Raw genomic sequence first — 23,741 nt, forward strand, 5'->3', positions numbered from 1 at the left:
AGAATCTTTCCCCGCAGCCGAACTTCCTTTTGTCATTCGGGTTGGCGAATTAAGGCCAATCGCGGATAATCAGAGGCATTGAATATCAGCGATTTGCCCTTACATCGTAGAGCGAAACACTCAGAGCCTATTGCGGTAGGCGTACTTTGCTGGCAAATAAAAAAGCCTAATGGGATAGGCTCTAAGGGATCCTGACAACCGCTATGTCTCAACAATATCGATACTCACTGCCGGTGAAACCCGGCGATCAGCGGCAGCTCGGCGAATTAACCGGCGCGGCCTGCGCGACCCTGGTCGCGGAAATGGCCGAACGTCACGACGGCCCGGTGATCCTCGTCGCCCCCGATATGCAAAACGCCCTGCGCCTGAATGATGAAATTCGGCAGTTTACCGACAGCATGGTCATCGCGCTGGCGGACTGGGAAACCCTGCCCTACGATAGCTTCTCGCCGCATCAGGATATTATCTCTTCCCGACTGGCGACCCTTTATCAGCTGCCGACCATGCAGCGCGGCGTGCTGATCGTGCCGGTCAGCACCTTGATGCAGCGCGTTTGTCCGCATAATTACCTGCACGGCCACGCGCTGGTGATGAAAAAAGGCCAGCGCCTGTCGCGGGATACCCTCCGCGAGCAGCTGGATAGCGCGGGCTATCGCCATGTCGATCAGGTTATGGAGCACGGCGAATACGCGACCCGCGGCGCCCTGCTCGACCTCTACCCGATGGGCAGCGAACAGCCCTATCGCCTCGATTTCTTCGATGATGAAATCGACAGCCTGCGTCTGTTTGACGTTGACAGCCAGCGCACGCTCGAAGAGGTGGCGGCGATCAATCTGTTGCCGGCCCACGAATTCCCGACCGATCAGACCGCCATCGAGCTGTTCCGCAGCCAGTGGCGCGATCGCTTCGAGGTCAAGCGCGATGCCGAACATATTTATCAGCAGGTCAGCAAAGGCACCCTGCCTACCGGCATCGAATACTGGCAGCCGCTGTTTTTCAACGAGCCGCTGCCGCCGCTGTTCAGCTACTTCCCGGCGAACACGCTGATCGTCAATACCGGCGAGCTGGAAGCCAGCGCCGAACGTTTCCAGAGCGAAACGCACGCCCGCTTTGAAAGCCGCGGCGTTGATCCAATGCGCCCGCTGCTGCCGCCGGAGCTGCTCTGGCTGCGCAGCGCAGAGCTGTTCAGCGAGCTGAAAAAATGGCCGCGCGTGCAGCTAAAAACCGACCGCCTGGCGGAGAAAGCGGCCCATACCAACCTCGGCTATCAGAAGCTGCCGGATCTGGCGATTCAGGCACAGAACAAAGCGCCGCTGGATAACCTGCGCCGCTTCCTCGAATCCTTCACCGGCCCGGTTATCTTCTCGGTAGAGAGCGAGGGCCGCCGCGAAGCGCTGGGCGAAATGCTGGCGCGCATTAAGGTTGCGCCGAAGCATATCCGGCGTCTTGAAGAGGCAACCGGCAGCGGCCGCTATCTGATGATCGGCGCCGCCGAGCACGGCTTTATCGATAGCCCGCGCGGCCTGGCGCTGATTTGTGAAAGCGATCTGCTGGGCGAGCGCGTGGCGCGCCGACGTCAGGATTCGCGGCGCACCATCAATCCCGATACTCTGATTCGCAACCTCGCGGAGCTGCACATCGGTCAGCCGGTGGTGCACCTTGAGCACGGCGTTGGCCGCTATGCGGGAATGACCACCCTCGAGGCCGGCGGCATCAAGGGTGAATACCTGATGCTCACCTACGCCAATGACGCCAAACTGTACGTGCCGGTCTCCTCGCTCCATCTGATTAGCCGCTATGCCGGCGGCGCGGAAGAGAGCGCCCCGCTGCATAAGCTCGGCGGCGACGCCTGGGCGCGAGCGCGGCAAAAAGCGGCGGAGAAGGTGCGCGACGTGGCGGCGGAGCTGCTGGATATTTATGCCCAGCGCGCGGTCAAATCCGGGTTTGCGTTTAAGCACGATCGTGAACAGTATCAGCTCTTTTGCGACGGCTTCCCGTTTGAAACCACCCCCGATCAGGCGCAGGCCATCAATGCGGTGCTGAGCGATATGTGCCAGCCGCTGGCAATGGACCGTCTGGTCTGCGGCGACGTGGGCTTTGGTAAAACCGAAGTTGCGATGCGTGCCGCCTTCCTGGCGGTAGAAAACCATAAGCAGGTGGCGGTGCTGGTGCCGACGACCCTGCTCGCTCAGCAGCACTTCGACAACTTCCGCGATCGCTTCGCCAACTGGCCGGTGCGCATCGAAATGTTGTCTCGCTTCCGCAGCGCCAAAGAACAGGCGCAGATTCTGGAACAGGCGGCCGAGGGCAAAATCGATATACTGATCGGCACCCATAAGCTGCTGCAAAGCGAAGTGAAGCTGCGCGATCTTGGGCTGCTGATCGTCGATGAGGAGCACCGCTTTGGCGTGCGGCATAAGGAGCGCATCAAGGCCATGCGCGCCGATGTCGATATTCTGACGCTCACCGCGACGCCTATCCCGCGCACCCTGAATATGGCCATGAGCGGCATGCGCGATCTGTCGATTATCGCCACCCCTCCGGCGCGCCGTCTGGCGGTGAAAACCTTCGTGCGCGAGTACGATGCGCTGGTGGTACGCGAGGCCATGCTGCGTGAAATACTGCGCGGCGGCCAGGTTTACTATCTCTACAATGACGTAGAAAACATCCAGAAAGCCGCCGACCGTCTGGCCGAGCTGGTGCCCGAAGCCCGTATCGCCATCGGTCACGGGCAGATGCGCGAACGCGAGCTCGAGCGGGTGATGAACGATTTCCACCACCAGCGCTTTAACGTGCTGGTCTGCACCACCATTATTGAAACCGGGATCGATATTCCTACCGCCAATACGATCATCATCGAGCGCGCCGATCATTTCGGCCTTGCTCAGCTGCACCAGCTGCGCGGGCGCGTCGGGCGTTCACACCATCAGGCCTATGCCTGGCTGCTGACTCCGCATCCGAAGGCGATGTCCACCGATGCGCAAAAGCGACTGGAAGCGATCGCCTCGCTGGAGGACCTCGGCGCCGGGTTTGCCCTGGCAACCCACGATCTGGAAATTCGCGGCGCCGGCGAGCTGCTTGGCGAGGACCAGAGCGGGCAGATGACCACCATCGGCTTCTCGCTGTATATGGAGCTGCTGGAGAACGCCGTTGATGCGCTGAAGGCCGGGCGCGAGCCGTCGCTGGAAGATCTCACCAGCCAGCAAACGGAGGTCGAACTGCGCATGCCGTCATTGCTGCCGGACGACTTTATCCCGGATGTAAATACCCGACTCTCGTTCTACAAGCGCATCGCCAGCGCCAAAAGCGAGCACGAGCTGGAAGAGATCAAGGTTGAGCTCATCGACCGCTTCGGCCTGCTGCCGGATGCGGCCAGAAATCTGCTGGATATCGCCCGCCTGCGCCAGAAGGCGCAAAAGCTTGGCATCCGCAAGCTGGAGGGGAATGAAAAAGGCGGCATCATTGAGTTTAATGAAAAGAACCACGTCAACCCGGTGTGGCTGATTGGCCTGCTGCAGAAACAGCCGCAGCACTTCCGTCTTGACGGGCCGACGCGCCTGAAGTTTATGCAGGATCTCGCCGAGCGTAAAACGCGTATGGACTGGGTTCGTCAGTTTATGCGCCAGCTGGAAGAGAACGCCGTCGCCTGACCGTGACCGGGAAAATGGATGCGGTGATATTCATCGTATCCATTTTTTCACCTGACACATTCAGCAAACTTTACAAATGTTTTGCAATCCACCAAGGTTTCCCCACACTCCCCCACGCCATAATTTGGCTCTGTTTTCGTAGAAAAATAACCACTTACTTATTATGGTCATAAACTCTTCGCGTATCTCTCTGTGGCTGACGCTGTTTGCCGTTGTCGCCGCGCTGGCGCTTCCGGCCCGCGCTAACACCTGGCCTTTACCGCCGCCGGGCAGCCGCCTGGTGGGGCAAAACCAGTTCCACGTGGTGCAGAATAACGGCGGCTCGCTGGAGGCCATTGCCAAAAAGTATAACGTTGGTTTTCTGGCGCTCCTGCAGGCCAACCCCGGCGTCGACCCCTACGTTCCCCGGGCGGGCAGCGTGCTGACCATTCCGCTGCAGACGCTGCTGCCGGACGCGCCGCGCGAAGGGCTGGTGATTAATCTCGCCGAACTTCGTCTTTACTACTACCCGCCGGGCAAGAATGAGGTGACCGTCTACCCTATCGGTATCGGCCAGCTCGGGGGCGATACCCTCACGCCAACGATGGTGACTACCGTGTCAGATAAGCGCGCCAACCCGACCTGGACGCCGACGGCCAATATTCGCGCACGCTATAAGGCGATGGGTATCGAACTGCCAGCCGTGGTTCCCGCCGGGCCGGATAACCCGATGGGGCACCACGCGATCCGCCTGGCGGCCTACGGCGGCGTCTATCTGCTGCACGGCACCAACGCCGATTTCGGCATCGGTATGCGCGTGAGCTCGGGCTGCATTCGCCTGCGCGATAATGATATTAAGGCGCTGTTCAATAAAGTGACCCCCGGGACCAGGGTCAATATCATCAACGCGCCGATTAAGGCCTCCGTTGAGCCAAACGGCAGCCGGCTGGTAGAGATTCATCAGCCGCTGTCAAAGCATCTTGATGACGATCCGCAGACGCTGCCAATCGTGCTTGATGCGGCAATGCAGGCCTTTAAGCAGGCGCAGCTGACCGACCAGCAGGTCATGGATCGAGCGATCGAACTGCGCTCGGGTATGCCGATTGACGTCACCCGTCACCACCCGAACGCCGGGCAGGCGCTGTAATCGCTATCTTCTGCCTGACAGTGCAGTGCTATTCCGTTCGCCCTACGCCAGGCAGAACATGTCTGCCGGGCGCCAGGTGACCGGGTTAAGGGGAAGACAGCCGTCTTCCCCTTAACAATCCTCGCGGTACGCCTTTCCCTCAGTACGGGTTCATCAGCGCGAAAATGGCGGCTGAAACGACCGAATCATCAGCCTCAAAGTTATTCCGCGCAGCAGAAAATTCCCGTCATCGGCTTAACCGACAGGTTCTTTATGGCGCTTTGTTTGGGGGATAGCTGAGCATTCAGACAGCGAGTCGCGGTCCCATAAGGGGGTGGACCGCTTCGCAATATTGGCACAACAGGGGGAACAGCTTACTGCGTACTACCGCGGCCTGATAAAGGGGTCAGAACCGCGTTTGTCAGTGGCATGACAGAGGGAACAACTTATTTGTAGATAACCGCAGTCCCGTGCAGGGTGTTAGGACCGGTTACCGACGTAATGCGGAATGAAGTCGCGCCCATTTCTTCAGCTTTCTGCGCCAGCTGATCTTCCAGAGAACCCAGGTTGGTGCCGGCGGAAGCGGAAACGGTGCCGATTTTTTGCTGGCCAGCAGGAGTGGATTGCACTTCAACGGCGGCAAAACTAGCGAAAGAGAGCGAACTCAGAACGGCAGCGAGGGTCAGCGTTTTGATGTTTTTCATGATTATTATACCTATGCAGATGATTTTTTTAGTAGGGTCGCAAGAATTAACCTAACGATCGATAGGTAAATAATAATGTGACCCACATCACAGGTCAACGCATTTTTATAACGATCGTTTAATTATTTATAAACAACTTAAAATTCATATATATATTAATTATTTATTTTTGGACTGACTCTGCTGGCAGGTTATGTCGTTTATTTTTATAATGGCCTCTCAACAAACCAACATAGGTACAGGCGGCATCATGACAACTGACGTTCAAAGTTGCACAAAAAAAAGCCGTGGCCGACCTAAAGTGTTCGACAAGGAAGCGGCGCTGGATAAGGCCATGGCACTGTTCTGGCAGCATGGGTATGAGGCAACCTCCCTTGCCGATCTGGTGGAAGCCACCGGGGCAAAGGCCCCTACGCTCTACGCCGAATTCGTCAATAAAGAGGGGCTGTTTCGCGCGGTGCTGGATCGCTATATTTCGCGTTTTGCCGCCAGACACGAAGCGCAGCTGTTTGACGAAGAGAAGTCCGTCGACCAGGCGCTGCGGGACTATTTCACCGCGATAGCCACCTGCTTCACCAGTAAAGACACCCCGGCGGGCTGCTTTATGATCAACACCTCCGCGGCGCTGGCGGCCTCCTCTACCGATATCGCCAACACCATTAAGTCGCGGCACGCTATGCAGGAGCAGACCCTGACCCAGTTCCTGCAGCAGCGCCAGCTGCGCGGTGAGCTCCCGGAAAATGGCGACGTTCGCCAGCTCGCGCAGTTCTTAAGCTGCGTGCTGCAGGGTATGTCGATCAGCGCTCGCGAAGGCGCCGATTTCACTAAATTGATGCAAATTGCCGACACCACCCTGCGCCTGTGGCCGCAAATCCTCCAGCACTAATCCGCTCCCCTGCCCGGTGATGTAAGTCACCGGGCCTGCGTTACCCCTCCGCCTTAACCCCAATTTTACTAATGTTTTCACATCCTTAAGTGTTAATTTGTTGTAAATGATATTGATAACAATAATCACTACGTGCAGAATTCGCATTTGAGTTTTTACAATTTATTTCACCCTGTAACAATCGGTGCACCCGCGCCGAAAAAATAAAACAACAACGCTTACAACCAAGCCGTTAACTCATAAAAGGAATGCGAATGAACACGCGTCTCTGGGTTCTTAACCCACTGCTGCTGGCCACCACCCTCCCCGTCTTTACCACCCAGGCGGCCGAAGAAAACCTTATCGTTAGCGCCAACCGTACGCACCGTACCGTTGCCGAAATGGCGCAGACCACCTGGGTTATTGAGGGTCACGAAATTGAACAGCAGGTTCAGGGCGGCAAGGAATTCAAAGATGTGCTGGCGCAGCTCATTCCAGGCATCGACGTCAGCAGCCAGGGGCGGACGAACTACGGCATGAATATGCGCGGTCGCGCCATCGTGGTGCTGATCGACGGCGTACGGCTTAACTCCTCCCGCACCGACAGCCGTCAGCTGGACTCGATCGACCCGTTCAATATTGAGCATATCGAGGTCATCTCCGGCGCAACTTCGCTGTACGGCGGCGGCAGTACCGGCGGCCTGATTAATATTGTGACCAAAAAAGGCCAGCAGGATCGTCAGGTCGATCTCGAACTGGGCGGCAAAACGGGTTTTGCTAACAGCAACGACCATGATGAACGCGTGGCGGCAGCGGTGAGCGGCGGTACCGAGCACGCCTCCGGCAGATTATCGGTGGCTTATCAGCGCTTCGGCGGCTGGTATGACGGCAATAACGATGCGCTGATCCTCGATAACACCCAGACCGGTTTGCAGCACTCCGACCGCCTCGACGTGATGGGTACTGGCACCATCGACATTGACGACAATCGTCAGCTCCAGCTGGTGACGCAATACTACAAAAGCCAGGGCGACGACTACGGCCTGTACCTCGGGAAAAATATGTCGGCGGTGACCGGTGACGGCAAGGCCTACACCACCAACGGGCTGGATTCCGACCGCGTCCCCGGCACCGAGCGTCATCTGATCAGCCTGCAGTATTCCGATGCCGACTTCTACGGCCAGAATCTGGTCAGCCAGATCTACTATCGCGACGAATCCCTGACCTTTTACCCCTTCCCTACCCTCGCTAAGGGCCAGGTCAGCAGCTTCTCCTCCTCGAAGCAGGATACCGATCAGTACGGGGCCAAAATTACCCTCAACAGCCAGCCGCTGGACGGCTGGGATCTGACCTGGGGGCTCGATGCCGATCATGAAACCTTCAACGCCAACCAGATGTTCTTCGACCTCAACGAATCGATGGCCTCCGGCGGGCTGAACAATCAGGCCATCTACACCACCGGCCGCTACCCGGGCTACAGCATCACCAATCTCGCCCCGTTCCTGCAGAGCAGCTATGACCTGAACGATATCTTCACCCTCAGCGGCGGCGTGCGCTACCAGTGGACGGAAAACCGGGTTAATGATTTTGTCGGCTACGCGCAGCAGCAGGACGTCGCCAACGGTAAAGCCAGCTCGGCGGATGCCATTCCTGGCGGGAAAACGGATTACGATAACTTCCTGTTTAACGCCGGGATTGTCGCCCACATTACCGACCGTCAGCAGACCTGGTTTAACTTCTCCCAGGGCGTCGAGCTGCCTGATCCGGGTAAATACTACGGCATTGGTAAATACGGCACCGCCGTTAACGGCAACCTTCCGCTGCTGTCGAGCGTCAACGTCGGGGACTCGCCGCTGCAGGGGATTAAAGTCAACTCTTACGAGCTGGGCTGGCGCTACACCGGCGACAACCTGCGTACGCAGCTGGCGGCCTACTACTCTACGTCGGACAAAACCATCGTCGTCAACCGCACCGATATGACGATTGACGTTGAGTCCGATAAGCGTCGTATTTACGGCGTTGAAGGGGCGGTGGATTACGCCTTCCCGGAGAGCGACTGGAGCACAGGAGCTAACTTCAACGTTCTGAAATCACAGGTGAAGAGCGACGGCAGCTGGCAGAAATGGGATGTGACCCTGGCCTCTCCGTCGAAAGCCACCGCCTGGGTCGGCTGGGCGCCGGACCCGTGGTCGCTGCGCGTGCAAACTCAGCAAGTGTTCGATCTTAGCGACGCCAGCGGCAACAAGCTTGATGGCTACAACACCGTCGACTTTATCGGCAGCTACGCGCTCCCGCTGGGTAAGCTCACCTTCAGCATCGAAAACCTGCTGAACGAAGACTACGTTACCATCTGGGGCCAGCGCGCACCGCTGCTTTACAGCCCAACCTACGGCAGCAGTTCGCTGTATGAGTACAAAGGCCGTGGCCGCACCTTTGGCCTGAACTACGCCCTGAGCTTCTGATAAAAAAAGCCCCTCATCCTGAGTGATGAGGGGCAAATATCAATAAACGTCTTTTTTACGCTTTGTTATTCAGAATCAGCTGACCGTTGCTATCCAGCGGAATTTGCGTGCCGGGGTCATGTTCCATGCGAATCTTGCCCTGCTGTCCGCCGATTTTGTAAGTGACGTCATAGCCCAGCATTTTATCCGATTTGTCGTACACCGTTTTGCAGCGCTGCTGCGTCGTGGTGTAGGTATCGCCTTCCTGCATCGATCCCTGAATCTGGTTACCGGCATAGCCGCCGCCCAGCGCGCCCACTACGGTGGCAACGCTGCGGCCACGGCCGCCGCCAAACTGGTGGCCGATAACCCCACCGGCAACCGCGCCGAGCACCGAGCCGGCAATCCGGTTTTCATCCTGCACGGGACGACGATGGGTGACGGTGACGTTGCGACACTCCTGACGCGGCGTTTTAACACTTTCTTTTATCGGTGTACTGGAGACCACCTGCGCATACTGCGGTCCACGATCCAGTACGTTCAGACCGGCGACAGCTGCCACGCCCAGCGCGGCAGCCACGCCAATCCCTATACCCGCCAACATTGATTTATTCACGGGGCATCCTCCTTTGTTGCTGATAGCGATAATTTTGCTATCTACCCGGGGAGCTTGCAAATCAGAAAGCGGATGAAAAATGCGAGGATCTGCAGCAAACAGCGGGGATTCAGAGGAATCCGAGAGGATATAGCGAATATTACAGAAGGATATTCCAGGTAACCGCCCGGCAGCGCGTTATCCGACCGGGCGGCGGCTCGCCGCGCTCCGCAACCCGGAGAAGGCGTTAACGCCGTCATCCGGGAGCAGAGCGCCCGAGAATTAGTGCAGCTTCAGGCGCGGACGAATGATGCGGTTGATGCGCCCCACCAGCATCATCAGGCCGGTTTTAAAGTAGCCGTGCAGCGCAATCTGGTGCATGCGGTACAGGGAGATGTAAACGAAGCGCGCAATACGGCCTTCGATCATCATTGAACCGCGCATCAGGTTGCCCATCAGGCTGCCGACGGTCGAGTAGTTGGAGAGCGAAACCAGCGAACCGTGATCCTTATAAGTATAAGTTTTCAACGGCTTGTTTTTCATCTGCGCAAGGATGTTATTCAACGCGCAGGTTGCCATCTGGTGTGCGGCCTGCGCGCGCGGCGGCACGAATCCGCCTTCCGGACGGGCGCAGGAAGCGCAGTCGCCGATGGCATAGATATCCGCATCGCGGGTCGTTTGCAGCGTCGGCTCGACCACCAGCTGGTTGATGCGGTTGGTTTCCAGACCGCCGATCTCTTTCATAAAGTCCGGCGCCTTAATCCCGGCAGCCCATACCATCAGATCGGCATTAATAAACTCGCCGTCTTTGGTGTGCAGGCCGTTAGCATCGGCGCTGGTGACCATGGTTTTTGTCAGCACCCGCACGCCGAGCTTGGTCAGCTCGCTGTGTGCGGCGCCGGAAATACGCGGCGGCAGCGCCGGCAGAATACGCTCCCCGGCCTCAACCAGAGTGACGTTCAGCGCTTCGTTGGTCAGCCCTTTGTAGCCGTAGCTATGCAGCTGCTTAACCGCATTATGCAGCTCGGCAGAAAGCTCAACGCCGGTGGCCCCGCCGCCGACGATAGCAATATTCACTTTGCCGTTGGCGCCGAGATCCGCGGAGTATTTCAGGAACAGGTTCAGCATTTCCTGATGGAAACGACGCGCCTGGTGCGGGTTGTCGAGGAAAATACAGTTCTCTTTAACGCCCGGCGTATTAAAGTCGTTAGAGGTACTGCCCAGCGCCATGACCAGCGTGTCGTAAGGCAGCTTACGCTCGGCCACCAGCAGCTCGCCCTTTTCGTCACGCAGTTCGGAAAGCGTGATGGTTTTTGCTTCGCGGTTGATATCCGCGACGGAACCGAGCTGGAACTGGAAACCGTGATTGCGGGCATGAGCCAGGTAGCTCAGCGCATCTACACCTTCGTCGAGCGAACCCGTTGCCACTTCATGCAGCAGCGGTTTCCACAGATGGCTATGGTTGCGATCCACCAGGATGATTTTCGCTTTTTTGCTACGACCCAGCTTTTTACCCAACTGAGTAGCCAGTTCCAGTCCGCCGGCACCGCCACCAACGATTACTATTTTTTTCAATGGTGTAGTCACGTGACCCCCTAAAATTATTAACCAATTGTTAATTAAAAGTTATATAAATAGCCTTTAATTAACAACAAGTTACAGCATTGAAACCATTCAGCGAAATCGAGAATAACATGAACGGTTCATTGGTCATACCAAAATTGATATGCATCAAGTTTTACCGCACATTTTTTGTGCAAGCAATCACAGAATGGATAAAAAAAGCCCGCGGTGCGTTCACACAGCGGGCTGGAGGGAGGCGATCAGCCGAGGGTCTTAAAGGCCTTTATCCGCTGCAGATGCGGGGAGATACTCTTGAATTTATGACTCTGCTCGTTATCCCAGATAATTTCATAGTAGTGATGCAGCAGCTCAGCGGAACGCTGGCTGTCCAGCGCTTCATCCTTGCGGGAAAGCATCACCAGGCAACGATCGCGATTTTTTTCACGGAAGTTATTCACGCACTTGGTGGCGATATCCGCGTACTCTTCCGGCCGATCGATCTTCCCTTCCATGTTCTCATCGGGAAACAGGTTCGGGTTAAAAATCGCCTGGCGGATATCGCAGAGGAAGCCAATTCGTTCCGCCCAGTAGCCGCCCAGACCAACGCCGCAAATCAGCGGCCGATCGTCGGCGTTGAGCTGCAGCATCTTATCGACCTCTTTTAACAAGTGCTGCATGTCATGCTTCGGATGCCGCGTACTGTAGCTAATCAACCGCACGTCAGGGTCGATAAACTGCAGCTGCAGCACCTTCTCATGGTTACCGGGGCTGTTAGAGTCAAAACCGTGTAAATAGATAATCATCGTATCCTCACCAGACAACAACGCCCTTCAGGTTTGCTACGCGGACTTCGCCTCTTGCCAACGCGCGTGGAGCTGCTCCAGCTGCGCGTTGACCGCCTTCCAACGGGCGGAATCCCTTAGTTCCTGACGGGTAAAGGAACCTTTATGATACAATTTCGTAACACGCTCTGCTTTGATCGGCGACAGGTTATCCAGCACGCTGACCGCACCCTTACGATTATTACAGACCAGGATCATATCGCAACCCGCGTCCAGGGAAGCCTGCCCGCGCTCGGCGTAGCTTCCCATAATCGCCGCGCCTTCCATCGACAGATCGTCGGAGAAAATCACGCCGTCAAAGCCTAACTCCCCGCGCAGCACCGTCTTCAGCCAGTGCGCCGAACCGCTGGCCGGACGCGGGTCGACGTCGGTGTAAATAACGTGGGCAGGCATAATCGCATCAAGCCGCTGCTCCGCAGCCAGCGTGCGGAAAACGGCCATATCCCGGGCGCGAATTTCCGCCTCAGCGCGCGGGTCGCGCGGCGTCTCTTTATGAGAATCCGCGGTTACCGCCCCGTGGCCCGGGAAATGCTTCCCGGTCGCTTTCATTCCCGCTTCATGCATACCGTCAATAAAGCAGCGCGCGATGGCCAGCGCCTTCTCGGGATCGTCATGATAGGAGCGCTCGCCGATGGCGGCGCTAATGTGGCCGACGTCGAGCACCGGCGCAAAGCTGATATCAATATCCATAGCGATCATTTCGCTGGCCATCAGCCAGCCGGCCTGCGCTGCCAGCCTGCCGCCCTCTTCCATCCCCAGCAGTGCGGCAAAGGACTGCGCGGCCGGCAGGTGGGTAAAGCCCTCGCGAAAGCGCTGCACGCGCCCGCCTTCCTGATCGACCGCGATCGCCAGATGATTGCGCGAAGCTTCGCGGATCTGCCGCACCAGCTCGCGCAGTTGCGCCGGATCGTGATAGTTGCGGGTGAAGAGAATCAGCCCGCCAACCAAGGGATGCGCGAGGATCTCCCGCTCTTCCGCATCCAGTTCAAAACCTTCGACATCCAACATTACCGGACCCACACTGACCTCTCTTATATTATTTGTCTAACTGACGCCAGGCCGCATCTGCCAGGGCGATAAACTGCCGGTCGCCGGTTTGCTGCCAGCGACGCTCATACCAGCCTGCCATTAGCATCAATACCCACGGGCGCCAGCGCTGAATTTGTCGCCACAGCTGGCGCTCATTAATGTTCGCCTGTCGGGCGTACTCCGCTGCCAGCTGCCGATGCTGCGCGGAATCAATCCACACGGCAGCAAGCTCCAGCGCAATATCGCCGTCGCCGGCATATTCCCAGTCGATCAGCCGCAGCCCGCCCTCGGTATGGACAAGATTGCCCGCATGCACATCCATATGTAGCGGCACCAGGCGCAGCGGCCGAGGCTCTCCGCGCCGTAGCAGGCGCTTATACCAACGCAGCCAGAGCGGGGTTCGTCGCGAGCGGTCGCTCTGCTGCCAGTAGTGTTCCAGCAGCGGCGCCAGCGCGATACGCCAGCCCAGGCGCGGCTGCTGGTGCAGATGATACAACACCCCGGCCAGCTGCGGGCCCGGCGGAAGCGCGCTTTTCATTTCACCGACGCAATATTCCACCACCATCCAGCGCGGCGAGTAAAAAACTGGCGACGGTGCAAGCGTATCCGGCATCCGGGATAACGCGCGATATTGACGAAGGAAATCGCTGGCGGGCGCGGCAGGATCGTGCGGCTGGCGTAGTACCAGCCGCCGGGCGCCGTTGCTGATAATGCAGCTACCGCCGCTCAGACCGGCAAAGGCCGGATCGTCGAGCGGCGAATAGCGGGGGAAAAAGCGCGACAATACCTCATCGCGCGTAAGCTTACTGTTGCTGAACTGCACCTTTACCTGACCAAATAATCTCGCCGGTTTGCACCAGCATCAGCTGCATCTTCAGCTCAGGTGAATTGACGTTGCCGGTGGCATTAGAGTAGAGCACGTACTGCGCGCCAACGGTGCGCGCGATGCCCATCGCTTTGCTGCGGCTACCGAGGCTATCCTGCGGCGACAGGCCAAGCTGCTGTTTCGCTACGCCGAGCTGCTGCGGCGAGACCAGCGTAAACTTGCCGTTTCCCGTCAGCGCATTGCGCAGGGCCGCGGTCGCGTCGCCGGCGTTCAGCGTCCCGTTAGTGCGGTTGTTGACGCTATCGACCAGCAGAATGCTGCCCGCATTCACGCCCCCCGCCTGCAGCATCTGCCCGACCATCGGCTGCACCGCGCCGTTCCAGTCATAGTGGCGAACGCGCGGCGTCGGCTGCGTCGGCTGCTGTTCATGCTCAATCGGCCCAGGCTGCGCCGGCACTGCCGGAATGCCCGGCACGGTCGGCACCGTAGGCTGCGGCTGCGCAGGCTGTTCCGGCTTCGGCTGCGCCTCCCCTACCGGCGCGGGTTCCTGACGCTGCCCGACGCACCCGGCAAGGAATATCGCCAGTGCTGTGATCAACGCATAGCGACACATTTTAATCATCACAATTACCTCTTACAGATAAAGATAAAGTCGGGCCTTGTGCGCCCCCAAAATATTCGCGCTACCGTAAAGCGTCACGGATGAGCGTGCGGGCACCGTTATGCTGCGGGCCGGCTCCAGCGGGTGCATCTCCAGTCCTCTGGCGTCATACCAGAAAAATCGGTAATGCACGACGATCGGCTCCTGGCGTTCGTTGAACAGCCTTGAAGTCGCGGTGGCCTGAATCTGTGAGGCGGTGACCTCAGGCGCATCGGCGCTGATACCTGCGGCTAAGACGTTAGACTCCATCACCAGCGTCTGCTGTTCTCCCACCGGAATTTCCGCGTGAGAACCGCAGCCGGCCAGCAGCGCCGCCGCCAGAAGAGTGCCGAAATGAGCTGCGCGCATTGATTAGCCTTTGTGAGCCAGCATTGGACCCAGCGGGCGACCGCCCAGCAGGTGCATATGGATATGGTAAACTTCCTGGCCGCCGTGGCGGTTACAGTTGACGATCAGACGATAGCCATCGTCGGCAAGGCCTTCATCACGCGCAATTTTCGCCGCGACGGTCATCATCCGTCCCAGCGCCAGCTCGTGCTCCGTGGTGACGTCGTTGACGGTAGGAATCAGGATATTGGGGATAATCAGAATATGGGTCGGCGCCTGTGGAGAAATATCGCGAAAGGCGGTAACAAGCTCATCCTGATAAACAATATCCGACGGGATCTCCCGGCGAATGATTTTGCTAAAAATCGTTTCTTCTGCCATGACTGATTCCTTATTAATTTTTATACCGTGCTCTGGCCTGCCTCTACAGATAAACGCGGATGCACAGGATTCATCTAAGAGTATGAGCGAGTTACTCCCCCTCTTTCAACCCGAATGCACTTTTTCTTACGCGGCGGCGGGCCTGGCTGATGACGGATTAAGCATATCCCGGATCGGGACCCGCCGCCGACGCCGATAAACGCCATTTTGACCGCCATTCTTACCTCTGTTTACACATTAAATATAAATGCGTATATTTCTCATTTGTATTCACCATGTGGTTACAGCGCACTTCAGGAATGGTTCGACCGCGGCCAAAGAGCCTCGGCGTATAACGATTGTCTCCTAATTAAGGGTTAATAATGTCTTTCACTACCAGCTTACGGGATGGTCGCCGCGCGCCGTCTCTACTCGCCGTCGGCATTGCGTTGGCGCTCCACCCAGCCCTCGGCATTGCCGCCGGTACGACCGACGACACCATCATTGTAGAAGGGACAACGCCAGCCGGCGTCGGCGAACAGCAGCAGGATTACAGCGTTAAAACCACGTCAGCCGGAACAAAAATGCTGATGACCCAGCGCGATATTCCGCAATCGGTCAGCATCATCAGCGAGCAGCGGATGCAGGATCAGCAGCTGCAAACCCTTGGCGACGTCATGGACAACACGCTCGGGATCAGCCGCAGCCAGGCGGACTCCGATCGCAGCAGCTATTACTCCCGCGGTTTTCAGATAGACAACTATATGGTTGATGGTATTCCAACCTATTTTGAATCCCGCTGGAACCTGGGGGACGCGCTCTCCGATACCGCGCTCTTTGAGCGGGTTGAAGTCGTGCGCGGCGCCAACGGTCTGATGACCGGTACGGGCAACCCCTCCGCTTCAATCAATATGATTCGTAAACATGCCACCAGCCGGGAATTTAAAGGTAATCTTTCGGCGGAGTACGGCAGCTGGAACAAGCAGCGCTACGTCGCGGACGTGCAGAGCCCGCTGACCGAGGACGGTAACGTCCGGGCGCGCATCGTCGCTGGCTATCAGAATAATGACTCCTGGCTCGATCGTTACAACAGCGAAAAAACGTTCTTCTCCGGCATTCTCGATGCCGACCTTGGCACCTCAACCAGCCTCTCCGCCGGCTACGAATACCAGCGCATCGACGTCGACAGCCCAACCTGGGGCGGCCTGCCGCGCTGGAATACCGACGGCAGCAAGAACCACTACGATCGCGCCCACAGCACCTCTCCGGACTGGGCCTATAACGATAAAGAGTTCAACAAAGTCTTCGTCACGCTGAAGCAGCGCTTTGCCGATACCTGGCAGGCGACCATGACCGCAACCCACTCCGAGGTCAAATTCGACAGCAAAATGATGTACGTCGATGCGTACGTCAACAAAGAGACCGGCATGCTGGTCGGCCCATACGGCAACTATGGCCCAGGCTATGACTACGTTGGCGGGACGGGCTGGAACAGCGGCAAACGTAAAATCGATGCCGTAGATCTGTTTACCGATGGCGGCTTCGATCTGTTCGGGCGCCAGCATAACCTGATCGTCGGCGGCAGCTACAGCAAACAAAATAATCGCTATTTCAGCTCCTGGGCCAACGTGTTCCCGGATGAAATCGGCAGCTTTAATAACTTCAATGCGGGGAGTTTCCCTGAAACGAACTGGGGCCCGCAAAGCCTCGCCCAGGACGACACCACCCGGATGAAGTCCCTATATGCCGCGACGCGCTTCTCCCTGGCCGACCCGCTGCACTTAATTCTCGGCGTGCGCTATACCAACTGGCGTATCGACACCCTCTCCTACAGCATGGAGAAAAACCATACGACGCCGTACGCCGGCCTGGTTTACGACATTGATGATAACTGGTCGACCTACGCCAGCTACACCTCAATCTTCCAGCCGCAGAACGTCCGCGACAGCTCGGGTAAATATCTGACGCCGATCACCGGCAACAACTATGAGCTTGGCCTGAAATCAGACTGGATGGACAGCCGTTTGACCACGACGCTGGCCGTGTTCCGTATCGAACAGGATAACCTGGGGCAGTCTACCGGAACCCCGATTGCCGGCAGCAACGGCGATACGGCCTACAAAACCGTCAACGGTACGGTGAGTAAAGGCGTCGAGTTCGAAGTTAACGGGGCGATTACCGATAACTGGCAGATGACCTTCGGGGCCACGCGCTATGTCGCGGAAGATAATGAAGGCAACGCGGTGAACCCGAACCTGCCGCGTACCAGCGTCAAAGTGTTCACCAGCTATCGTCTGCCGGCGATGCCCGAGCTGACCGTTGGCGGCGGCGTGAGCTGGCAGAACCGGGTCTATAAAGATACCGTCACGCCGTACGGTACCTTCCGCGCGGAACAAGGCAGCTACGCGCTGGTTGATTTATTCAGCCGCTACCAGGTCACCAAAAACTTCGCCTTACAGGGTAATATCAACAACCTGTTCGATAAAACCTACGATACCAACATTGACGGCTCGATTGTTTACGGCGAACCGCGCAACTTCAGCATCACCGCCAGCTATCAGTTCTGATTTATCCTCAGCGCTGACCATAAAAAAACCAGGGAGCCAGCCGGCTCCCTTTTTACTCGCTGAATCCATTAAAAAAGGCAGCCATTCGGCTGCCTTAGTCTCCCCACATCACAACTTAGTTAGCGCGGATGTACTCATCCATTTCAGTTTTCAGGTTATCGGATTTAGTCCCGAAGATTGCCTGAACGCCTGAACCTGCAACGACCACACCGGCAGCGCCCAGTTTTTTCAGGCCAGCCTGATCAACTTTCGCTACGTCAGCCACGCTAACGCGCAGACGGGTGATGCACGCATCAAGGTTAGTGATGTTTTCTTTACCGCCGAACGCCGCGATCAGGGCCGGAGCCATTTCGCTGGTTGCGCCCACTTTGCTGTCTTCAGTTGAATCTTCGCGACCCGGAGTTTTCAGGTCCAGCGCTTTAATCAGCACGCGGAAGACAACGTAGTACACGATCGCATAGCAGATACCGACAATCGGGAACAGCCACAGCTTGCTGCTGTTGCCGGACAGAACGATAAAGTCGATCAGGCCGTGGGAGAACGAAGTACCGTCACGCATACCCAGCAGGATACAGATCGGGAATGCCAGACCTGCAAGAATTGCGTGGATAACGTAAAGGATCGGCGCAACGAACATGAAGGAGAACTCGATCGGCTCGGTAATACCGGTCAGGAACGAGGTCAGCGCCGCGGAGATCATGATACCGCCCACTTTCGCGCGGTTTTCCGGTTTAGCGGAGTGCCAGATAGCGATAGCAGCAGCCGGCAGACCGTACATTTTGAACAGGAAGCCGCCGGACAGTTTGCCCGCAGTCGGGTCGCCTGCCATGTAGCGCGGGATATCGCCGTGGAAGACCTGACCCGCCGCGTTGGTGTATTCGCCAATCTGCATCTGGAAAGGAACGTTCCAGATGTGGTGCAGGCCAAACGGTACCAGGCAACGCTCAATGAAGCCGTAGATACCGAACGCCACAACCGGGTTCTGGTACGCAGCCCACTGAGAGAAGGTCTGGATAGCAGTACCGATCGGAGGCCAGATGAAGGAGAGGATCACGCCGGTGAAAATAGCGGCCAGACCGGAGATAATCGGCACAAAACGCTTGCCCGCAAAGAAGCCCAGATACTCTGGCAGCTTGATGCGATAGAAGCGGTTGAACATGTATGCCGCGATTGCGCCGGAAATAATACCGCCGAGTACGCCGGTATCAGCCAGGTGCTTAGCCGCAATCTCTTCAGCAGGTAGATGCAGAACCAGAGGGGCAACAACCGCCATGGTTTTCACCATGATGCCGTAAGCAACGACCGAAGCCAGCGCGGATACGCCGTCGTTATTGGTGAAGCCAAGCGCCACACCGATAGCGAAGATCAGCGGCATATTAGCGAATACCGAACCGCCTGCTTCTGCCATGACGTGGGAAACGACTTCTGGCAGCCAGCTGAAGTTTGCGGAACCGACGCCCAGCAGGATACCTGCGATAGGCAGTACGGAGACCGGCAGCATCAGCGATTTACCGACCTTCTGCAGGTTAGCAAATGCATTCTTAAACATAATTGAGAGTGCTCCTGAGTATTTGGTACTTTTTTACGTTTTCACGCATTGGCACGGGGGGAGAACCATGCCGTGGACAGGACATCTAAGCGCCCTTTATTTATTACACAGAGTAAAATAATTGGCGGAATGATTGTTTGACGGCTATCACGTTTCAATCAGTCGGCGTGGGAAAGTTTACATCAACTTACATAAGCTGTATCTAAATGTAACCAAAAGCACGTCACCGCCCCTTTTGTGGCGGTGAACTTTACTCGCTTTAAGTATTAATTACGAGCCTTAAAATAATAGGAAGATCGGCAGGTTACAGGCGGGAGGGGTCGATATGGAACAATCTGGCGAAATTATCGGTGGTCTGCTGCGCCAGCTGCTCCAGCGAAACGCCCTTCAGAACCGCCATGTATTCGGCAACGTCACGAACCATCGCCGGCTGGTTCTCTTTACCACGATGGGGAACCGGCGCCAGGTAAGGCGAATCGGTCTCCACCAGCAGGCGATCGAGGGGAACGTAGCGCGCGGCGTCGCGCAGCTGTTCAGCGTTACGGAACGTGACAATACCGGAAAACGAGATATAGAACCCCATGTCCAGCAATTTACCCGCGGTCTCTCTATCCTCTGTGAAACAGTGTAGTACGCCGCCGCAATCCGTCACTTTTTCTTCCCGCAAAATTGTCAGCGTATCGGCCCGCGCGTCCCGGGTGTGCACAATCACCGGCTTGTTTAGCTCACGACCGATGCGGATGTGATCGCGGAAGGACTCCTGCTGGCGGGGCATGGTTTCCGGGGTGTAAAAATAGTCCAGCCCGGTCTCCCCCATCGCCACGACGCCCTCTTCCGCGGCCAGCTGGCGCAGCTCGTCGACGTCGTACGCTTCATCCTGGTTGAGCGGATGCACGCCGCAGGAGAAAACCACGTTGTCACGCTGCCCGACCAGCTCGCGCATCCCGCGATATCCCGGCAGCGTCGTGGCAACGGCAAGGAAGAACTTCACGTCACGCGCGGCGGCTTTCGCCAGCACATCGTCCACGTCTTTATGCAGGGTTTCATAATCCAGGCCATCAAGATGGCAGTGGGAGTCGACTAAAAACATAATGTCTCGCTCAGAGGTGGGAAACGGGGAGAACCGCCCCAGGTTGCAGGTAATGTTCCCAGCGCAGAAGGCGCTCGGTTAGCAGCAGTTCGCGGTTGACGCCGACCACGCTCAGCAGCTGCTCGCGGCAGGCGCTGACGTCCCGCGCAATAGCCTGCAGGCGGCTGGCCGGCAGCGCATGCGCCAGCTGGTTTATCAGCGTCCAGGCATCGGGGTTGCTCACCAGGGCGATCCCCTGCTGCCTTTTTTGCGCATCCAGCAGCAGCGATGCCAGCCAGTGCAGGCGAACGGCGGCCTGTTCATGATTCAGAATCGGCAGCAGCGTTAGCCAGTCGCCGTCGGTTAGTACGTTTGCCAGAGTCTGGATTAGCTGCTGCCGGGAGGCCCAGCGGCTCTCCTCAAGCAGTTCCAGCGCCGCCGCTGGCGCATTGGCGCTCAGGCGCAGCGCGGCCAGCAGCGCGTTTTGCTCCAGCCTCACCTCGCGCTCCAGCCACGCCAGACCATAGGATTCAGCAGGCGGAGCAAGATGATACAGGCGACAGCGGCTGCGCAGCGTGGCCAGCAGCCGCGCCGGCTCCTGGCAGGCGAGGAAGAACCAGGTATTTTCCGGCGGCTCTTCCAGCGTCTTCAGCAGGGCATTCGCCGCCGCATCGGTCAGCAGCGCCGCGTCGCTAATCCACACCACCTTGGCGCCGCCGAGGCGCGAGCGTTCGTAGAGCTTTTCATTCACTTCGCGAACGGCATCGATGCCGAGGGCGCTTTTTCCCTTCTCCGGCACCAGCGTGTAGTAATCAGGATGCGTACCGGCCTGCATCAGCTGGCAGCTATGGCAGTGGCCGCAGCTTTTGTGTCCTTCCGGCTGTCGGCACATCAGGTAGCGGCACAGCGCGTAGAGCAACGCATCGCCACCCATTCCCGGCAGGGCCTGCAGCAGTAGCGCATGGTGACCCCGCCCGGCCTGATAGCTGGTGACTAATTGCTCGAAAGGCGGGCGTAACCACGGATACCATTTCATGCGCGCTGCTCCGCCACCCACTGGCTGATAACTGCGCGGATATCGCGCGCGACCGCTTCCAGCGGCTGGGTGGCATCAATGGTGCGGATCGTCGGGTCCTGCGCCGCCAGCTCAAGGTAGCGCGCGCGGGTCCGGTTGAAGAAGTCCAGCGACTCCTGCTCAATACGATCGAGCTCGCCGCGCGCGCGCGCGCGCTTGAGGCCCACCGCAGGCGTCACGTCGAGATAGAGCGTCAGGTTCGGACGAAAATCGCCGAGCACCGCGTCGCGCAGCGTCGCCAGCATCGTCTGGTCAATACCGCGTCCGCCGCCCTGGTACGCCTGGGTCGAGAGATCGTGGCGGTCGCCAATCACCCACTGTCCGCGGGCCAGGGCCGGCTTAATTACCGTTTCCACCAGCTGAACGCGGGCGGCATAAAACATCAGCACTTCGGCTTTATCATTAATCACTTCATCGCCGGTGGACTGGATATCGAGAACCAGGCTGCGCAGTTTCTCGGCAAGGATGGTGCCGCCCGGCTCGCGGGTAAACAGCAGATCGCTGACGCCGGATTGCTCCAGCGCCTCTACCACCAGGTTACGTGCGGTGGTTTTTCCTGCGCCCTCCAGGCCTTCGATAACGATGTAATTACTGCGCATTTTTTTCCTTAAGAACTTTTAAATAATCCTGAACCGAGCGGTTGTGGCTGGACAGATTGGTATTAAACGTATGCCCGCCCTTACCGTCAGCGACAAAATAGAGGTACGGCGTTTTCGCCGGATGCGCGGCGGCGGTCAGCGAGGCCTCTCCGGGCGCGGCGATCGGCCCCGGCGGCATGCCGCTAATCACATAGGTATTATAGGCCGTCGGAGTTTCGAGATCCCTGCGCGTCAGCTTGCCATTATAACCCTCACCCATGCCGTAAATCACCGTCGGGTCGGTTTGCAAACGCATGCCGATACGCAGGCGGTTGATAAATACCGACGCCACGCGGTCGCGCTCTTCCGGCACCGCCGTCTCTTTTTCGATAATTGACGCCATGGTCAGCAGCTGGTTTTGATCCTGGTACGGCAGGTTATCCATCCGCCCTTCCCACGCTTTGTCCACCTCGGCGACCATCTTCTGATGCGCCCGCTTGAGGATCGCCACATCGCTGGTATTGGCGGTATACATCCAGGTATCCGGCCAGAACCAGCCTTCCACCCAGTCCGGGTGTTCAAGATCGAGCGTTTTCGCTACCGTTTCATAGCTGTCGTCGGCCAGCGTATGCTTGACATACGGCGCGTCGCGTAGCTGGCGCAGATAGTCGCTCACCCGCATTCCCTCAACGAAACGCAGCGGGAACTGGGCCTCTTTGCCGCTGCCAAGCAGCTGGAGCATTTCGCGCACCGTCATTTTCGGCGTGAAGCGGTAGGTGCCGGCTTTGAAGTGCGACAGCTCCGGCTCAATCCTCAGCAGCCACTGGAAGACGCGAGGCCGGTTGATAACCTTATCACCGTACAGCTGCTGACCCAGCGCAATGCGCCCGGTGCCGGCTTCAAGGGTAAAGATGGTCTCTTCTTTGATAAGCAGCTTGCTGTCAGCGAGCTGGCGGACTTTCCACATGCCCACGCCTGCGGCAATGCCGAACACCACTAACAACAGCAGGATAAAACGTAACATTTTCTTCATGACTAACCAGACAGCTCACACAGTGGGGCTAAAAAATGATAAAGCTCGCGCGAGGACCAACGGCTCTCGTCCCAGCGGCGAACCGGCACCAGCGGCATCAGGGCATTGCAAATCAGCACTTCATCGGCATCGCGCAACGCATCAGGGCCCGTGGTGACTTCGACAACGCGAAACGGCGATTGTGCCAGCCTCGCGATACAATACTGGCGCATAATCCCGTTCACGCCCGCCTGGTCAAGACGCGGCGTAAATACCTCCATTCCCTTGCGCCAGAACAGATTCGCGGCACAGCATTCCGTAAGCCACCCGTCGCTGTCAAGAACCAGCGCCTCGTCAGCCTCCGTCTGCTCAAGATGAGAGCGGATCAGCACCTGCTCCAGGCGATTAAGGTGCTTCAGGCCGGCAAGCGACGGGTTGCGCCCCAGCCGTATCGGGCTCAGGGTCAGAGCGATGCCCTCTTCGCGCCAGCGGGAATAGTGCGCCGGTAGCGGGGATACGCTGAGAATGCGGGTCGGCGCCTGGCACAGCGTGCCGCTATAGCCGCGGCCGCCGGAACCGCGCGTCAGAATAACCTTGAGGACGCCGCTTTTCTCGGTCTGCGCCAGGCACAGCATTTCCTGTTCCAGCGTTTGCCAGTGGCTATAGGGGATCATCAGCTTTTCGCAGGCCTGCTGCAAACGCCGAAGGTGGGCAGGCAGCATCTGCACGCTATTTTCCACAATACGCGCGGTGGTAAAGCATCCGTCGCCAAACTGTATCGCCCGGTCGTTAGCGGCCAGGACGTCCTGTTCGCGGCCATTAATCAAGAACATAGTGGCTCCTTATCGGTGGCCCGCCAGTGTCGCAGGATGAATTACGCAGGACAAGCAGAGAAAGCTGAAGAAAAAAGAAGGCCCGCAATA

Annotated in this window: 20 protein-coding genes; 5 read left to right on the forward strand and 15 right to left on the reverse strand. The window is 57.7% G+C overall.

Annotated features, from left to right (window positions below; translation table 11 throughout):
• Nucleotides 1–203: 203 nt before the first annotated feature.
• Together mfd and NWP14_RS07385 are read left to right on the forward strand one after the other, a co-directional pair.
• Entirely contained in the window at nucleotides 204–3,650 is a 3,447-nt protein-coding gene (gene mfd / locus NWP14_RS07380) for a transcription-repair coupling factor (RefSeq protein WP_331835519.1), read from the forward strand.
• A 163-nt stretch (nucleotides 3,651–3,813) separates the two neighbouring features.
• Nucleotides 3,814–4,776 (forward strand): L,D-transpeptidase family protein, encoded by a 963-nt coding sequence (locus NWP14_RS07385; RefSeq protein ID WP_331835520.1) that lies wholly within the window; start codon nucleotides 3,814–3,816, stop codon nucleotides 4,774–4,776.
• 425 nt (nucleotides 4,777–5,201) lie between these two features.
• On the opposite strand, the gene bhsA is transcribed toward NWP14_RS07385, so the two are convergent.
• Nucleotides 5,202–5,459 carry a multiple stress resistance protein BhsA gene (gene bhsA / locus NWP14_RS07390; protein WP_095096452.1) on the reverse strand — a complete coding sequence of 86 codons (258 nt, stop codon included), beginning with the start codon at nucleotides 5,457–5,459 and terminating at the stop codon, nucleotides 5,202–5,204.
• A gap of 250 nt (nucleotides 5,460–5,709) precedes the next feature.
• Here bhsA and NWP14_RS07395 point away from each other — a divergent pair, with 250 nt between their 5' ends.
• Together NWP14_RS07395 and NWP14_RS07400 are read left to right on the forward strand one after the other, a co-directional pair.
• Nucleotides 5,710–6,345, forward strand: coding sequence for a TetR/AcrR family transcriptional regulator (locus tag NWP14_RS07395; RefSeq protein ID WP_095098059.1), 636 nt, complete (start codon nucleotides 5,710–5,712; stop codon nucleotides 6,343–6,345).
• A 254-nt stretch (nucleotides 6,346–6,599) separates the two neighbouring features.
• Nucleotides 6,600–8,786: a TonB-dependent siderophore receptor gene (locus tag NWP14_RS07400; protein ID WP_375215066.1), complete on the forward strand. Its 2,187-nt coding sequence runs from the start codon at nucleotides 6,600–6,602 to the stop codon at nucleotides 8,784–8,786.
• A 55-nt stretch (nucleotides 8,787–8,841) separates the two neighbouring features.
• Here NWP14_RS07400 and NWP14_RS07405 read toward each other — a convergent pair whose 3' ends face one another.
• The 8 genes from NWP14_RS07405 to hinT all read right to left on the reverse strand — a co-directional run bounded on the left by NWP14_RS07405 (nucleotide 8,842) and on the right by hinT (nucleotide 14,989).
• Complete coding sequence (locus NWP14_RS07405; protein ID WP_052698707.1) at nucleotides 8,842–9,381, reverse strand: glycine zipper 2TM domain-containing protein; 540 nt, start codon at nucleotides 9,379–9,381, stop codon at nucleotides 8,842–8,844.
• Between the two features lie 261 nt (nucleotides 9,382–9,642).
• The gene (locus NWP14_RS07410; protein ID WP_095096446.1) at nucleotides 9,643–10,947 is read right to left on the reverse strand and encodes an NAD(P)/FAD-dependent oxidoreductase; all 1,305 of its coding nucleotides are present in this window, start codon (nucleotides 10,945–10,947) and stop codon (nucleotides 9,643–9,645) included.
• 236 nt (nucleotides 10,948–11,183) lie between these two features.
• Entirely contained in the window at nucleotides 11,184–11,726 is a 543-nt protein-coding gene (ycfP, locus tag NWP14_RS07415) for an alpha/beta hydrolase YcfP (RefSeq protein ID WP_095096443.1), read from the reverse strand.
• A gap of 36 nt (nucleotides 11,727–11,762) precedes the next feature.
• The gene (gene nagZ, locus NWP14_RS07420) at nucleotides 11,763–12,773 is read right to left on the reverse strand and encodes a beta-N-acetylhexosaminidase (protein ID WP_375215067.1); all 1,011 of its coding nucleotides are present in this window, start codon (nucleotides 12,771–12,773) and stop codon (nucleotides 11,763–11,765) included.
• 28 nt (nucleotides 12,774–12,801) lie between these two features.
• Nucleotides 12,802–13,617 carry a thiamine kinase gene (gene thiK / locus NWP14_RS07425; RefSeq protein WP_375215068.1) on the reverse strand — a complete coding sequence of 272 codons (816 nt, stop codon included), beginning with the start codon at nucleotides 13,615–13,617 and terminating at the stop codon, nucleotides 12,802–12,804.
• Entirely contained in the window at nucleotides 13,598–14,233 is a 636-nt protein-coding gene (gene lpoB, locus NWP14_RS07430; RefSeq protein WP_189339837.1) for a penicillin-binding protein activator LpoB, read from the reverse strand. The genes thiK and lpoB overlap by 20 nt, the downstream gene beginning before the upstream one ends.
• A 21-nt stretch (nucleotides 14,234–14,254) precedes the next feature.
• Nucleotides 14,255–14,629, reverse strand: a complete 375-nt coding sequence (locus tag NWP14_RS07435; RefSeq protein WP_045854851.1) for a YcfL family protein — start codon at nucleotides 14,627–14,629, stop codon at nucleotides 14,255–14,257.
• A 3-nt stretch (nucleotides 14,630–14,632) separates the two neighbouring features.
• Nucleotides 14,633–14,989, reverse strand: coding sequence for a purine nucleoside phosphoramidase (hinT, locus tag NWP14_RS07440; protein ID WP_041144975.1), 357 nt, complete (start codon nucleotides 14,987–14,989; stop codon nucleotides 14,633–14,635).
• Nucleotides 14,990–15,351: 362 nt separating this feature from the next.
• Here hinT and fhuE point away from each other — a divergent pair, with 362 nt between their 5' ends.
• Nucleotides 15,352–17,535 (forward strand): ferric-rhodotorulic acid/ferric-coprogen receptor FhuE, encoded by a 2,184-nt coding sequence (fhuE, locus tag NWP14_RS07445; protein WP_375215069.1) that lies wholly within the window; start codon nucleotides 15,352–15,354, stop codon nucleotides 17,533–17,535.
• A 115-nt stretch (nucleotides 17,536–17,650) separates the two neighbouring features.
• Here the strand turns inward: fhuE and ptsG are convergent, their stop codons facing one another.
• The 6 genes from ptsG to pabC form a co-directional block, all read right to left on the reverse strand.
• Nucleotides 17,651–19,084: a PTS glucose transporter subunit IIBC gene (gene ptsG / locus NWP14_RS07450; RefSeq protein WP_095096426.1), complete on the reverse strand. Its 1,434-nt coding sequence runs from the start codon at nucleotides 19,082–19,084 to the stop codon at nucleotides 17,651–17,653.
• A 304-nt stretch (nucleotides 19,085–19,388) separates the two neighbouring features.
• The gene (locus NWP14_RS07455) at nucleotides 19,389–20,174 is read right to left on the reverse strand and encodes a metal-dependent hydrolase (protein ID WP_375215070.1); all 786 of its coding nucleotides are present in this window, start codon (nucleotides 20,172–20,174) and stop codon (nucleotides 19,389–19,391) included.
• Nucleotides 20,175–20,184: 10 nt separating this feature from the next.
• Nucleotides 20,185–21,189 carry a DNA polymerase III subunit delta' gene (holB, locus tag NWP14_RS07460; protein ID WP_095096420.1) on the reverse strand — a complete coding sequence of 335 codons (1,005 nt, stop codon included), beginning with the start codon at nucleotides 21,187–21,189 and terminating at the stop codon, nucleotides 20,185–20,187.
• On the reverse strand, nucleotides 21,186–21,827 hold the full coding sequence (tmk, locus tag NWP14_RS07465) for a dTMP kinase (RefSeq protein ID WP_095096417.1): 642 nt from the start codon (nucleotides 21,825–21,827) through the stop codon (nucleotides 21,186–21,188). The genes holB and tmk overlap by 4 nt, the downstream gene beginning before the upstream one ends.
• Entirely contained in the window at nucleotides 21,817–22,839 is a 1,023-nt protein-coding gene (yceG, locus tag NWP14_RS07470; protein WP_095096414.1) for a cell division protein YceG, read from the reverse strand. The genes tmk and yceG overlap by 11 nt, the downstream gene beginning before the upstream one ends.
• A gap of 2 nt (nucleotides 22,840–22,841) precedes the next feature.
• A complete protein-coding gene (pabC, locus tag NWP14_RS07475; protein ID WP_331835526.1) occupies nucleotides 22,842–23,651 on the reverse strand; it encodes an aminodeoxychorismate lyase in 810 nt (269 codons plus the stop codon).
• Between the last annotated feature and the right edge of the window lie 90 nt (nucleotides 23,652–23,741).

It is taken from the genome of Klebsiella sp. C349492, assembly GCF_042055345.1.
Classification (GTDB): domain Bacteria; phylum Pseudomonadota; class Gammaproteobacteria; order Enterobacterales; family Enterobacteriaceae; genus Klebsiella; species Klebsiella scottii.